This window comes from Vibrio sp. SCSIO 43097 (assembly GCF_023650755.1).
Taxonomy (GTDB): domain Bacteria; phylum Pseudomonadota; class Gammaproteobacteria; order Enterobacterales; family Vibrionaceae; genus Vibrio; species Vibrio alginolyticus.
In genome coordinates this window covers 2,421,015-2,435,293 of the sequence record NZ_CP071840.1, presented here as the reverse complement: position 1 = coordinate 2,435,293, position 14,279 = coordinate 2,421,015, and the positions used below count along the sequence as shown (strand labels likewise).

Sequence of the window (14,279 nt, the reverse complement as noted above, 5' to 3'; positions counted from 1 at the left end):
CATAAGAAAGAATATGGTGGAGGGGGACGGATTCGAACCATCGAAGGCAGTGCCGGCAGATTTACAGTCTGCTCCCTTTGGCCACTCGGGAACCCCTCCAGGGTGTTGTATACTTAAAAGTTAGTTTCCCAACCTAGCTTTCAAGTTGTTCTCACGTTTAAAGGAAAAACATAAGAAAGAATATGGTGGAGGGGGACGGATTCGAACCATCGAAGGCAGTGCCGGCAGATTTACAGTCTGCTCCCTTTGGCCACTCGGGAACCCCTCCAGAGGATTTTTATACTTAGTAAGATGTTTTCCCAACTCATCTCCCAAGTGCGGAGCGAATCATAGCAAACTCGCTCAGGCTGTAAAGCGTTTTTCTTACGTTTTTACGTTGAATGCTGTCTTTTTGGGCAAAGATGGTAGAAAGTCAGCGTTTTGTTTGTCCTTTGAACAGAAGAGAAGCGCGCTTTTTACTTGAATTTACACTACTTGACGTTAAACACCGTATCTACTGATAAACTGTAAGCAGTTTAATGACATAAGTTTATTCGTTTAGAAGTCAATATCATGAGCATGAAAGCCACGTTATCGTTATCTGTTTTAACGCTTTCTATATTACTGAGTTCTCCATCGGTTTGCGCTGCGATGCGAGGAGGCTCAGCGGTTACCGTTGTGACTGAACAAGTAGAAACGCACGAGATCAATCAATCCTTAACTCTTATCGGCAAATTAAAGGCAGCGGAGTCTGTGGTTGTCGCATCGGAAGTCGCCGGCAAAGTGAATCAAATCGCTGTTAAAGCGAATCAAAATGTCCAGCAAGACCAGCTATTAATTAAGTTAGATGACGATAAGGCTCAAGCCGCTTTGATTGAGGCAAAGGCGTACCTTAAAGATGAACAGCGTAAGTTAAAAGAGTTCCAACGTTTGGTTAAGCGGAATGCGATTACTCAAACTGAAATCGATGCACAAAAAGCCAGTGTTGAAATAGCACAAGCGAGGCTTGATGCTGCTCAAGCCAATTTAGCTGACCTCCATATTACTGCCCCATTTTCTGGCACTGTTGGTTTTATCGATTTTAGCCGCGGCAAAATGGTCAGTGCGGGTACTGAACTTTTGACGTTGGATGATCTTTCCGTCATGGAACTGGATTTACAAGTACCGGAGCGCTATTTATCGATGCTTTCTATTGGTATGGAAGTCATCGCTAAAACCAGTGCATGGGGTAGCCAGACCTTTACTGGTCAAGTCACAGGTATTGATACGCGGATCAGCGCCGAAACACTGAATCTTCGCGTGCGTATTGAGTTTGATAACCCAGAAAATCAATTGAAGCCGGGCATGTTGATGAACGCTTCACTAGCATTTCCTGCTATTAAGGCGCCAATCATTCCTGTTCAAGCACTTGAATACTCCGGAACTAAACGTTTTGTATATGTAATTGATGAAAATAACAAAGCTACTCGTCAAGAAGTGTCGCTAGGTGCTCGTGTTGGTAACGAGGTGGTGATCGAATCTGGTGTTGAGATTGGTGACAAGATTGTGGTTCAAGGCATTGTTAACATGCGTGATGGTGTCGAAGTGAAAGAAATTGTCGCGCCACTAAAAGCGAACACCACGGATGTGACACGCAATGACAGTGAATCGGATGAGGAAGAAAACTAATGTTACTGTCCGACGTTTCAGTTAAACGCCCTGTCGCGGCGTTGGTTCTGAGCATGCTGTTGTGTGTGTTTGGCTTTGTGTCATTCACCAAATTAGCCGTTCGTGAAATGCCTGATATAGAAAGCCCAGTCGTTTCTATCAGTACGCGTTATGAGGGTGCATCGGCGACTATTATTGAAAGCCAAATTACCTCTGTTTTGGAAGACCAGCTTTCTGGGATCAGTGGAGTTGATGAAATTAGCTCCACTACTCGTAACAGCATGTCGCGTATCACGATCACGTTTGAGTTAGGTTACGATCTCAACACAGGTGTGAGCGACGTGCGTGATGCCGTAGCTCGTGCTCAGCGCTCGCTACCTGATGAAGCGGATGACCCTATTGTTTATAAGAACAATGGCTCGGGAGAGGCGTCGCTCTACATCAATCTCAGTTCTGCAGAGATGGACCGTACTCAATTAACCGATTATGCCGAACGTGTATTGATGGACCGCTTTAGCCTGATCTCTGGGGTTAGCTCCATTGATCTCTCCGGTGGTTTGTACAAGGTCATGTACGTGAAGCTTAAGCCAGAACTAATGGCTGGACGTTCAGTTACAGCTTCGGACATTACATCAGCTTTACGAAGTGAGAACCTAGAAAGCCCAGGTGGTGAAGTTCGCAACGACTCAACAGTAATGTCCGTGCGTACGGCTCGTACTTATAACACGCCTGAAGATTTTCAATATCTTGTCATTAAACGCGCAAGCGACAATACACCTATCTATTTAAAAGATGTAGCAGATGTCTTCATTGGTGCAGAAAACGAAAACTCAACCTTCAAAAGTGATGGTGTAGTAAACATCAGTCTTGGTGTGGTACCGCAGTCAGACGCAAACCCGTTAGAAGTAGCGAAGCTGGTTAGGTCTGAAGTCGATAACATCCAGAAGTTCTTACCAGAAGGTACACGTCTTGCGATAGATTACGACGCGACAGTGTTTATCGAGCGTTCAATCGAAGAGGTGTACAGCACGCTATTTATCACGGGCGGCTTGGTGATTTTGGTATTGTACATTTTTATCGGCCAAGCTCGTGCAACCTTAATTCCTGCGGTTACGGTACCTGTTTCTCTGATTTCTTCGTTCATTGCCGCGTACTACTTTGGGTTTTCTATCAACTTGATCACCTTGATGGCGTTGATATTATCGATTGGTTTGGTGGTGGATGACGCAATTGTGGTTGTAGAGAATATCTTCCACCATATTGAACGCGGTGAATCGCCATTACTCGCCGCATATAAAGGCACAAGAGAGGTTGGTTTTGCTGTTATAGCAACAACATTAGTGCTGGTGATGGTGTTCTTACCGATCTCTTTTATGGATGGCATGGTAGGTCTACTATTTACAGAGTTTTCTGTATTGCTGGCTATGTCGGTCATATTCTCCTCTTTGATTGCCCTGACGCTGACTCCTGTATTAGGTAGTCAGATTTTGAAAGCGAATGTAAAACCAAATCGATTCAATGAAGCGGTTGATCGCTTGTTTAGCAAGCTTGAGAGTGGCTATCGCGCATTATTGAAAGGTGCATTGAAAGTACGTTGGGCTGCTCCTCTGGTGATTCTAGCTTGTTTGGGCGGTAGCTATTTCTTGATGAATCAGGTACCGGCCCAGCTGACCCCACAAGAAGATCGCGGTGTGATATTCGCGTTTGTGCGCGGTGCAGACGCTACGTCATACAATCGTATGTCAGCCAATATGGATATTGTCGAAGACCGATTGATGCCATTACTAGGGCAAGGTTATCTGAAGTCATTCAGCATCCAAACGCCAGCGTTTGGTGGCCAGGCAGGAGACCAGACAGGCTTTGTGATCATGATTCTAGAAGATTGGAACGAACGTGATATCACGGCTCAGCAAGCCCTTAACAAAGTACGGAAAGAATTGGCAGGTATCCCAGATGTTCGAGTGTTCCCATTTATGCCAGGTTTCCAAGGTGGTTCGAGTGAGCCAGTTCAGTTCGTATTAGGCGGCTCTGATTACGATGAGCTCGTTGTTTGGGCTGAAATGCTAAAGAACAAAGCAGAAGAATCACCAATGATGGAAGGAGCAGAGATAGATTACTCGGAAAAAACGCCTGAGTTATTGGTTACAGTTGACCGACAGCGTGCCGCAGAGCTAGGAGTCAGTGTTAAAGACATTTCTGACACCCTAGAAATCATGCTCGGTGGTAAAAGCGAAACGACTTATGTTGAACGTGGCGAAGAGTACGATGTGTATCTTCGCGGTGATGAAAATAGCTTTAATAATGCTGCAGATTTAAGTCAGATTTATCTGCGCACGAATAGCGGTCAGCTAGTGACGTTAGATGCGGTCACAAAAATTGAAGAAGTGGCGGCCTCTATTCGTCTTTCTCACTACAACAAACAGAAGTCCATCACTATTACTGCCAACCTGTCGGAAGGTTATACATTAGGAGATGCGCTGAATTACCTAGACCAGGAAGCCATCGACAACTTACCGGGTGACATTTCGGTGAGTTATTCGGGGGAGTCGAAAGACTTTAAAGAGAACCAAGCGAGTGTTGCTGTTGTGTTTGCATTGGCACTACTAGTGGCGTATCTCGTGTTGGCGGCTCAGTTTGAAAGCTTCGTAAACCCGTTAGTGGTCATGTTTACGGTGCCGATGGGTGTATTTGGTGGCTTCCTTGGTTTGGTTATTATGGGCCAAGGTATGAATATTTATAGCCAGATCGGCATGATCATGTTGATTGGTATGGTGACGAAAAACGGTATTTTGATCGTAGAATTTGCCAATCAGCTACGTGATCGTGGCGTTGGGTTTGAAAAAGCGATCATTGATGCAGCTGCGCGACGTCTACGTCCAATCTTGATGACTGCGTTTACCACACTTGCTGGCGCAATTCCGTTGATAGTATCGACAGGGGCGGGTTATGAGAGCCGTATTGCCGTGGGTACGGTAATCTTTTTCGGGATGGGGTTTGCGACATTGGTGACCTTGTTTGTTATCCCGGCAATGTACCGATTGATTTCGGCGAAAACACAAGCACCAGGTCATGTAGAAGCAGAGTTAAAAAAAGCAATTAGCCATGATACGAAGGGCCGTATAGCGCACCCTTAAATCAAACGTTAAAACATAAAAGCCGAGGTAATAACCTCGGCTTCTCTTTATCGGTTTAAAGTTAGCTCGGAAGCGTTCGATTAGAAGCGTTTCCCTAGGCTGATTTGTACACCTTCGTAGCTGTCGTAAAAATCTTCAAAACCCATATCCGCGACATTATAAATGTACTCTGCGCGTAACCAGATATCTGTACTCATATCCCAATGGACACCAGCACCGATGTTGAATAGTGCGCCTGAATCATCTGTGACTTTTTGTTCGTTTGGTACGTACATTTCGGCTTGAGTGCCAAGCGCTGTTACGCGACCGAATAGTGATAGTGGCGTATCGCCTAAGTCATCACTCGTTACAACAGCAGACATACCTGCTTGGTAATAGTGAAGATCTAAGTCAGTTTTTAGAGCATCGTTCTTAAGTTCATTTTGTGAATAGCGCAGAACCCCTTCAAACGCGAGGTATTGGTTTACATGGTAACCCCAGCCAACTGTGATATGTGGTGTTGACCACTCATTGTCTCTATCCGAGCCGAAATACGGTGTATCAAAACCAACGTTACCAGTACCCAGATAAAAATAAGATTGATGAGCTTGTTCTTGAGCAGCTAAAGTTGGCACGCTAATGGTCAAGGCAGACAATAATAGAATGGCGTTTTTCATAACTAGACGATAACCTTGGTAAAAGACCGTTGTAATGATTTGTTTAAATGTTAATTTAATCAATAGGATGGATGGTAATTATCATATCAGCTTTTATCAAAGGTAGTGATTTTAGAATGGGAATTGTTGCGCTAAAGCATACTTATTACTCATGACTACCGACTAACTAGATATGGTGACGAAAGCTAGCTAAAGAAGAGAGAAGGAAAGGAAAGTGGCTGAATTCAAATACAAAAACTTGACTCAAGAAGAACAAGATAAGTTAGACGCGGCGACATTTCGCCGTTTATTGGCGCATTTAGATGCCAACAAAGACGTACAAAACATCGACCTGATGATCCTTGCGGGCTTCTGTCGCAACTGCTTTAGCAAATGGTATAAATCTGAGGCTGAAAATCTCGGTTTGGATTTAGATATTGATGACGCTCGCGAACGTGTTTACGGCATGACTTACGATGAATGGAAACAAAATCATCAACCAGCGGCAACGCCAGAACAATTGGCTGCGTTTGAAGCGCGCCAGAAAAAGTAAAACCCAACGATAAAAACAGCCCGCATGAAGTTGGGCTGTTTTTTAAAGTCCAGTTTGCACGTTAAGCGTTAGTTGAGCCGCAACAAGCTGGCTCAACGCAACCTTTTGCTTGAATGACTTCGAGTTGAGCTAAGTAAGGTTGAATATCGCCGATGTTCTCTTTTACCCATGTTAAGTCATAATACGTATCTAGGTAACGCTCTCCAGAATCACATAGAAGCGTCACGATAGAACCCTTCTCACCGCGTTGTTTCATCTCACAAGCCAATTGCAGCACACCGTAAAGATTGGTGCCTGTTGATGCGCCGACTTTACGCCCAATCAGCTGAGATACCCAATGGGCGGTTGCCACACTGGCTGCGTCTGGAATTTTGCGCATTTCATCAATGACACCAGCAATAAAACTTGGTTCGACACGTGGTCGCCCGATACCTTCAATTTTGCTGCCAGTATCGCCTTTCAATGAGTGATTTCCTGACTGGAAAGCATCGTAAAACACTGAGTTTTCAGGGTCTACCACGCAAAGCTTAGTGTCGTATTTTTGGTAACGAATAAAACGGCCAATGGTTGCTGATGTGCCGCCTGTTCCAGGACTCATCACTACCCAGCTAGGAATCGGGTGATCTTCTAACTCCATTTGGCTAAAGATAGAGTTCGCGATGTTGTTGTTACCGCGCCAGTCAGTAGCACGTTCAGCATAAGTAAACTGGTCCATGTAGTGACCATTTAGCTCTTGAGCCAAGCGTCGAGACTCGTCATAAATCTGATCTGATCGTTCAACAAGGTGCGCTTTACCACCGTAAAATTCAATTTGTTCGATCTTTTTACGTGCAGTGGTTTTCGGCATAACAGCAATGAACGGTAAGCCAAGTAAACGCGCAAAATACGCTTCCGAAACGGCAGTGCTGCCTGAGGACGCCTCGATTACAGTGGTTTCAGGACCAATCCATCCATTACAAATAGCATAAAGAAACAATGAGCGCGCCAATCGATGCTTAAGAGAGCCTGTAGGGTGCGTACTCTCATCTTTTAGATAGATATCGATACCATCAAGAGAAGGTAGTTCGAGTTTAAATAAGTGAGTATCAGCAGAACGTTGGAAGTCTGCTTCAATTTTACGCACTGCATTGTTGATCCAATTGTGGTCAGTACACATGGCGTCTCTCCTTGGGAAATCGATAGATAAGTATTAGATAGGGATAATTTATCTATAATTTCCGAGAAAAACTTTGCTATTGTTACTCTTAATAAAGATACCTGTAGAAAAATTTTCTACATTTTATGGGTTTTATAGAAATGAGCTTAGATCGAATAGATAAGCAGCTGCTTGCTTTACTACAAACCGACAGCACCTTGTCATTAAATGACGTGGCTGAGCGAGTCAATCTTACTACAACACCATGCTGGAAGCGCTTGAAAAGGTTGGAAGAAGAGGGCTACATCGAAAAACGCGTGGCGTTGTTAAGTGCAGAAAAGCTCGAGCTATCTTTCATTGCATTTGTTCAGTTAAAAACGATTGATCATTCCGAAGGTTGGTATCACCATTTTGTTACAACTGTGAGTGACTTTCCTGAGGTAATGGAGTTTTATCGTATGGCTGGCGAGTATGACTACATGATGAAAGTACTAGTCAAAGATATGAAGTGTTTTGACGAATTCTATAAGCGGTTAGTTAATAGTGTAAAAGGGCTATCTAATGTGACTTCAACATTTGCTATGGAGTCCATTAAATACACAACAGAGTTACCAATCCTAAAATAACTCGCCCTATAAGAATTCTATCTAATGTTAATTCTACCTTTTAGTATTTTAAATGTTAAAAGGTAGTTTGATTATGCTTTTAAAACTATTTCCTGCCAGATTTTTACAAATATAAACGATATTTATTCTCTCTTCTATTTTTCATTAACTATTTGTTTTTACAGTCCATTAATCCTATACATCATAATGAAAGAAAAAATAACGCAATTTTTTCTCTTTCTTTTTCATGTTTTATTTTATTGAATATTAATTTTTACTAAATTAATGGAAGAGTTTGATTTAAACGTTTGCTTTTTGTGTTTTCATGTAATTTGGTCGCTATTTTTGAGTATTTGTTTTTAGGATGAATACAGTAGCAATTACTTAAGTAATAAAGTACTCAAAAATGGGGATAGTGATTAATAAAACATCGTATTATTATCGCCCCATCTTGTATGTAACAAAGTATTACTAAAAATGAACAGAAATTACTATTTGCTTTTTCTCGCAGCTTTACTCGCTGGCTGTGGCGGTGGGGGAGACTCTAAGCCGAACAATACGAAGACACCAACTACGGTAACAAAGCAGAACCGTCCGCAATTAAAAGTGGAAGACACGGTGTTGAAGTTTGAAGGAGTGGGAACGGTTACTGAAGCAAAACTGAGCAATGTACATGGGTCGGTATCTTACCAAGTCATTGACTCTAATCCGCCAAATGTCGTGAAAATTAATGACTCAGGAATACTACAAATTCTGCGCCCAGGAACGGCGACGATTCTTGCTACAGATAGTAGCTCTGCTTATGAATCTTCTGAAGCAAGATTTTCTGTCACTGTAGAGCGAGGCATCAATACTGAACTTTCAGTGAGTGATCTGAATTTCAATGCGATTGAGTCAGAAGGAAAAGCGTTGATCGTCCGTGGCCAAAAAGGCGAACTGAGTTATGAGGTAGAAAGTGGTCATAACTTGATTCGTGTTGATGAGAACGGTTCGGTATATTCATTAGGTTCAGTTGGTCAGGCATCGGTGCTGATTACCGATTCAGGTAACGACTTTTACTTGCCGAAACAAGTTCGCGCTACGGTTAAACTGCATGCAGTAGCTCCGGGGCAATTACAGTTCGCTTTGCTTGAAGACGAGTATCGAGAAGGGTTGACGTTAGAACCAGTGCGTTTAGATAAAGCTCAAACGCAACGTATTTCTTACAAAATCATAAATAGCGTACCAGACAGCAAGGTGGCCGAGCTGCTAGACCCTGAAACGGGTTTGCTTCTTGTTCATAATGTTGGGCAATTAACGGTTGAAGCGACAGCAACTTACAGCGACGCGTTTCTGGATAAACAGCAAACAGCGCAATTTTTTGTGGATGTAAAACAAGGCAAGCGTCAAGAAATCAGCGCAGCGGATATCGTCACAACTTATGAGGAAGGTGGACGAATTTTCCCTAAGGTGACGAACGCCTACGGTGACTATGAGCTGAGAATCATTCGTGGTGAAGACGTTGTCGCTAAAACTGAAAATGGTGAAGCATTACTGATCAAAGGTGTTGGTGCTGCTGAAGTGGAAATTTACGAGCATGACATGCGTAATTATCCTGCAAGCAAAACTCGTTTTGATCTTGAAGTTAATCGCGCGCCTCATCCCGTTATAAAAGACATTGAAATGCCGCTTACCTATCAACCAAATCTTTCAATCCCTCTGGCGTTTAAAGGGCAAAAAGGTAACGTAAATCTAGTTAGCAGCTTACCTAATGGCTTACGAATGACTGACGGCAAGTTGGAGGTAGTGACTGCGGGTGAGTACGACCTTAAGTTTGAAGACGATGGTGGGGAGTTCTACCAACCTATTCAATTTAATGTCGTCATTAAAGTTGCAAAGGCTGAAGGCCAACCCATGGCAACGCACGATTATGACGTTGTATACAGCAACAAATACAGTTTTGATCTTCATCGTGATTTTGGTTTGAGTGCTGACGAGCAAATTGAGATTGTAGATAACACCGCACCAGATGTTGTCGGTGGTTTTAGTGAAGGACGTCTCCATGTGTATAAAGCGGGTAAAGCGACGCTAACTGTGCGCAGAAAAGAGAGCGCGAATTATACTGTTGGTCCTGATCAAAAAGTCTACGTGACAATTTTGAGTGCGCCGAGCCGAATTGAAGTTCAATCCGATGTGGAAGAGATTTGGAAGGTTGGCCAAACATTTGTTGCGCCGAAAATCTCTGGTACGGTTGGGGAAGTTACGTACCGATTTGCAGACAACGCAGCAACAGATGTAGTTTCCTTAAACAGCCAAACGGGTGCCATGCAAATTCTTAACGCGGGTAGCACAAAAATTATTGTTTCGGATGCGGGGGACGACAAAGTGGATCCGGGTGAAAGTAGCTTCTCGGTCACGATTAAACAAGGCACAAACCCTGTATCGGTTACTTACCCAACGGTAGAATTCTCCGCTGGTAGTGTTATCTCACCAGTGATGAGTGGTGGGACTGCGAAGGCAAGTTACCGTCTTATTAACCAAAAAGATCCTGTGGTCGAGCTAGTTTCCCCTGATACGGGGCGTTTGAAGATTTTGCACGCAGGCGAGTACCAATTAGAGGTTACTCTTACTGGACGCAACTACAAAGCTAAAACAATCGTCGTAAATGGCACTATTAACAAAGCGAATCACCCTGGTTTAAGTGCTTCTACAATGAAGGTGGAATTTGAACCATTTAAAAAGGTTAAGCTAGACTTTGGTACACCAATAGGAAACCGCAGCTATCAAATATCCAGCTCAACAATTAAAGGAGTCGCTTCATTAGATGTTGATAAGGAAGAGCTGACGTTACTTGACCTCCCACCAGTAAAAAGACGTTGGATTTCTCTCGACGTTTCGGAAGGAGAATCTCGAGATTACAAAGCGCTGGAAAGTAAGAAAGTCCAGCTGTATCTAAGCTTTGCAGATGAAGGTGTTGCGGATCAATATACATTGCTTGAAACTGAACAAACAGTATTGTTTAGCACGCTAAATGCACGTAAGTTTTCTAACTTAGAAGAAAGTGAGTTTGGTTTGATGAACGTTCGTTCAGTGCGTGAGCCAACGGACGAAGAATTGAAATTATACGGCAAAGGTAAGATTGCACTACTTGCATTCAAGCCGGTGGGTAACGATGACCAAACTCTAATAAAAGGAGCGTGGGTACACTTAGCTCGATTTGATGGATGTACATCAGAGCTGTTCGAAGATGATCTCAAGCCTTTTGAAGCAATTGACTATGATGACCCAGGGTACTGCACCAACGGCAGCACGATTCGTATGACTCGGTTCTTAATAATTGATGACTCGAAGATGGAAAAGGTAGAGTATGAGTTAGTAGCACCTGTGATTACTTACCGTCGTGGGGTTCGTGAATTTTTAGCAACGAATAAAGGTGGATTCTATGCCGACCCAAATGTCATTTACGGGAAAGGCGAATATGGTTACCCGAAATCACTTTACGAATGGTCGGTTATTAACATGAAGTATCAACCAAATTAATCATCGTTTGATACCCCTTAAAAAAGGAGTGCGGAACAGCACTCCTTTTTTCGTCTGGCGAACACGAGCTATTTCGTGTAGCGCATCACCCCTTCTTGCACGGCGGTCGCCACTAAGTGACCTTGCTGGTTGTATATTTCGCCACGGACCAACCCACGAGTATTGCTCGCCGTTGGGCTCTCTATCGCATATAGAAGCCATTCATCCATCTTAAACGGACGATGGAACCAGATAGAGTGGTCAATGGTGGCCACTTGAAAGTTAGGCGTCATTAATGAGACTTCATGTGGATGCATTGCTGTCACAAGGAATCCCCAATCGGATGCGTAGGCCAGAAGGTACTGGTGAATTAGCTGATTCTCTGGCATTTCACCATTAGCACGAATCCAAAGGTACTGTTTGGGTTCTGCTTTTTTGGGCTTCAAAGGGTTGATAACCGTAACGGGGCGAGTTTCGATTGGCTTTTCCCCGCAAAATGTTTTGCGTAAGCGTTTGGGTAGAAATTCTGCAATATGGCTTGCGAGCTCACTCTCTGAGGCAAAGTTTTCTGGACCAGGGATATCTGGCATTTCTTTTTGATGATCAAACCCAGGTTGATCGCCATGGTAGGATGCGGTTAGGTAAAAAATAGGGCGTCCATTTTGAATTGCTTTTACGCGTCTAGTGCTAAAGCTACGGCCATCTCTCAGATTTTCTACATCATAAATAATAGGTTTTTCTGGATCGCCAGGGTACAAAAAATAGCTATGGAAGGAGTGTACCGTGCGTGTTTCTTCAACGGTGTAGCGCGCAGCAGAAAGCGCTTGCCCAATTACTTGACCGCCATAAACTTGAGGCAAACCTAGGTTTTCACTTTGGCCACGAAACAAGCCTTCTTCTAATTTTTCGAGTTGTAGTAGGCTGAGCAATTCTCGTAGTGGTTTACTCATTGTGTCTCCTCACCGTTGTCTTTCATTCCAAGTTACCTCAACAGCCTCACTCTTGTGAAGTGGCATAGTTAAGAACTATTGAGTAACTTAGAAATAGTATTGTTCCAATTATGAAACAAAATCAATTGTTTGATAAATTCTAACTCAGTCAAACTATTGTCAAATAAAGTGACAGGAAGCAGACAGTTTTATATTCCACACCTATAATTGCCTCGGTTTAATGCTCTTTTCGAGGAATATATGAAAAAAACACTACTACTTGTTACTTCTCTACTCTTTGGGGCTGCGTTAGTGGGTTGCCAAACTTCTCAAAATACAGAAATGGAATCTACAGAAGCGTCAATGAAGACGATTACAGGTACAGTGGCTTATCGCGAGCGGATTGCCTTGCCACCAAACGCAGTGGTTACTATTGCGTTAGAAGATGTGTCCTTGGCGGATGCGCCAGCAAAAGTGTTGGCGAAACAGACATTCGAAACAGAAGGTAAGCAAGTTCCTCTTTCTTTTGAGTTGAGTTACGACAGCAATGAAATCAAACCAAACCATCGTTACAGCGTTCGTGCTCGCATTGAGGTAGATGGAAAGCTGCGTTTTATCAGCGACACACATAACGGTGTTATTACAGATGAAGCACAAACTCACCAATTAGATATTCGTCTAGTTGGAACACGTTAATACGACGTACTGAGAACAAAAAATGGCAGCTTAAGGCTGCCATTTGTATTTTTTAAGTGAAGTTTTGCCAACTTCCGATACTTCAATCCCTTCTGCTTCTAATTTCTTTTTTTGTCGCTCTAAGTCTCTGCCTTTTAAAGATATTTTTCCTTGGCTATTTACCACTCTAAACCAGGGGAGTTTACTGCCTTCTGGTAAGTTGCCCAGTGCTTTACCAACATGTCTCGCATAGCCCGGATAACCGGCCATTTTGGCAATTTCCCCATAGGTGGAGACTTTTCCTTTTGGAATTTGGTGAATTACAGCAAAGATTTGCGCTAAAAATTGGTCCATACTCAAAAGTGTCTATTTTGGGTTACTAAGGAATGGTAAACCATTGGACTTGTATATTGCTAACGGTTCTTAACCCTTGTGTTGCCAGCGACTCACTTTGAAGAATTACATTTTCTGTTCTTTAGTGTCGTTGGTTGATGAGCCTTAAACAGCATGAAGCAAACGCAAGCTAAGCTTGAATCTAGACCCTCTCAACGACTTTCAATCCCAGTTTTTGCCGTTGAGTTACCAAGTAGGTGGGGAAGCCAGGAGGCGCTATGATTTTATCGACACTTCAATTTTTCGTTACGACCTTACTCGCTGTTGTCTGTGTTCGGGCGATGAGTTTGAGCGAGGGTGACATTCCCGTTCTTGCACTTATGATCCCCGCGCTGTGGGTTCTGCCACAAGGTGGGTTCGCTGGCTTAGTATTGCTGGGCGCGATGATGGCTTTTGGTGCGACACTCTCAATGCAGCCAATTGCTTTGTCGGTTGGTGTTTTGATCCTTTTCCCACTTTTAATGGTGGTATTTTCTCGTAGAAGCTCTTTAGGTGTGTTGCTCACCGCTGGTCTTATTGTACTTACACTGCAAGTTGGTCTTATGGTCACACAGCAAGGCGGTAAGCTGGATGGTTCTGCTTGGGTTACAGTGGTTCAAACCATTGCGGTTATGGCGATGTGGTGGTCGGCTGCGCATTGGACGCCATCCAATAAACACAGCTGGTGGCCGTTGTTTTTGTTGCTCCCATTGTGGATTGCAGGCCTACCGTACGCCGTTCTTATGGCGTTAAGTTTGACGGGAATGTTAGCGTCAATGGAAGCACTTGCGAAGCTTCAACATACCATTCGTTGGAGCAAATTATTATGTTGGACATTGCCGACTGTGGGTTTTGCCGCTTTAGTCGTCAGCCCGACCACGGATGTGCCAAACCCTGTTTTCGTGGTTTGGATCTGTTTGTTAGGGACGGCTTGGATGACTGACTATATTTTACGTAGTAGCGATGAACAGGCTGAATTATGAGTTTTTAGTCAGGTAAAAAGTGACATGTGCGGCAGAGTATCGAATTGGTTGTGGAACAAAATGGAGATTAGTATATGTTCTTCATTTCATATTTACTACACTTCCAATAATAATAACCACAATATAAGTGGTTG

11 protein-coding genes and 2 tRNA genes are annotated in these 14,279 nt (G+C 43.4%); 7 read left to right on the top strand and 6 right to left on the bottom strand.

From position 1 onward, the window contains the following. Positions 1 to 14: 14 nt before the first annotated feature. Both J4N40_RS11785 and J4N40_RS11780 read right to left on the bottom strand, forming a co-directional pair. Positions 15 to 99: transfer RNA gene (locus tag J4N40_RS11785), tRNA-Tyr, on the bottom strand. 84 nt (positions 100 to 183) lie between these two features. Beyond that, positions 184 to 268: transfer RNA gene (locus J4N40_RS11780), tRNA-Tyr, on the bottom strand. 284 nt (positions 269 to 552) lie between these two features. Here J4N40_RS11780 and J4N40_RS11775 point away from each other — a divergent pair. Then, positions 553 to 1,647, top strand: a complete 1,095-nt coding sequence (locus J4N40_RS11775; protein WP_005378593.1) for an efflux RND transporter periplasmic adaptor subunit — start codon at positions 553 to 555, stop codon at positions 1,645 to 1,647. Beyond that, positions 1,647 to 4,760: a multidrug efflux RND transporter permease subunit VmeF gene (gene vmeF, locus J4N40_RS11770; protein ID WP_064353731.1), complete on the top strand. Its 3,114-nt coding sequence runs from the start codon at positions 1,647 to 1,649 to the stop codon at positions 4,758 to 4,760. Before J4N40_RS11775 ends, vmeF begins: the two co-directional genes overlap by 1 nt. Before the next feature lie 80 nt (positions 4,761 to 4,840). On the opposite strand, the gene J4N40_RS11765 is transcribed toward vmeF, so the two are convergent. Continuing rightward, positions 4,841 to 5,416, bottom strand: coding sequence for a porin family protein (locus tag J4N40_RS11765; RefSeq protein ID WP_033905033.1), 576 nt, complete (start codon positions 5,414 to 5,416; stop codon positions 4,841 to 4,843). 214 nt (positions 5,417 to 5,630) lie between these two features. Here J4N40_RS11765 and J4N40_RS11760 point away from each other — a divergent pair, with 214 nt between their 5' ends. After that, entirely contained in the window at positions 5,631 to 5,948 is a 318-nt protein-coding gene (locus J4N40_RS11760) for a DUF1244 domain-containing protein (protein WP_005378586.1), read from the top strand. Between the two features lie 61 nt (positions 5,949 to 6,009). Here the strand turns inward: J4N40_RS11760 and J4N40_RS11755 are convergent, their stop codons facing one another. Beyond that, positions 6,010 to 7,104 (bottom strand): PLP-dependent cysteine synthase family protein, encoded by a 1,095-nt coding sequence (locus J4N40_RS11755; protein WP_005389952.1) that lies wholly within the window; start codon positions 7,102 to 7,104, stop codon positions 6,010 to 6,012. A 140-nt stretch (positions 7,105 to 7,244) separates the two neighbouring features. Here J4N40_RS11755 and J4N40_RS11750 point away from each other — a divergent pair, with 140 nt between their 5' ends. Together J4N40_RS11750 and J4N40_RS11745 are read left to right on the top strand one after the other, a co-directional pair. Continuing rightward, on the top strand, positions 7,245 to 7,709 hold the full coding sequence (locus J4N40_RS11750) for an Lrp/AsnC family transcriptional regulator (RefSeq protein WP_025998626.1): 465 nt from the start codon (positions 7,245 to 7,247) through the stop codon (positions 7,707 to 7,709). Positions 7,710 to 8,165: 456 nt separating this feature from the next. Beyond that, positions 8,166 to 11,207 (top strand): cadherin repeat domain-containing protein, encoded by a 3,042-nt coding sequence (locus J4N40_RS11745; RefSeq protein WP_250654254.1) that lies wholly within the window; start codon positions 8,166 to 8,168, stop codon positions 11,205 to 11,207. Between the two features lie 68 nt (positions 11,208 to 11,275). Here the strand turns inward: J4N40_RS11745 and tesB are convergent, their stop codons facing one another. Beyond that, positions 11,276 to 12,136 (bottom strand): acyl-CoA thioesterase II, encoded by an 861-nt coding sequence (tesB, locus tag J4N40_RS11740; RefSeq protein WP_005378575.1) that lies wholly within the window; start codon positions 12,134 to 12,136, stop codon positions 11,276 to 11,278. A 240-nt stretch (positions 12,137 to 12,376) separates the two neighbouring features. Here tesB and J4N40_RS11735 point away from each other — a divergent pair, with 240 nt between their 5' ends. Continuing rightward, positions 12,377 to 12,811, top strand: coding sequence for a YbaY family lipoprotein (locus J4N40_RS11735; protein WP_005378572.1), 435 nt, complete (start codon positions 12,377 to 12,379; stop codon positions 12,809 to 12,811). Between the two features lie 30 nt (positions 12,812 to 12,841). Here the strand turns inward: J4N40_RS11735 and J4N40_RS11730 are convergent, their stop codons facing one another. After that, positions 12,842 to 13,144 carry a DNA base-flipping protein gene (locus J4N40_RS11730; protein ID WP_005378570.1) on the bottom strand — a complete coding sequence of 101 codons (303 nt, stop codon included), beginning with the start codon at positions 13,142 to 13,144 and terminating at the stop codon, positions 12,842 to 12,844. 257 nt (positions 13,145 to 13,401) lie between these two features. Between J4N40_RS11730 and J4N40_RS11725 the strand changes: the two genes are divergently transcribed. After that, a complete protein-coding gene (locus tag J4N40_RS11725) occupies positions 13,402 to 14,145 on the top strand; it encodes a VP0952 family biofilm-associated protein (protein WP_005389942.1) in 744 nt (247 codons plus the stop codon). The last annotated feature ends 134 nt before the right edge of the window (positions 14,146 to 14,279 follow it).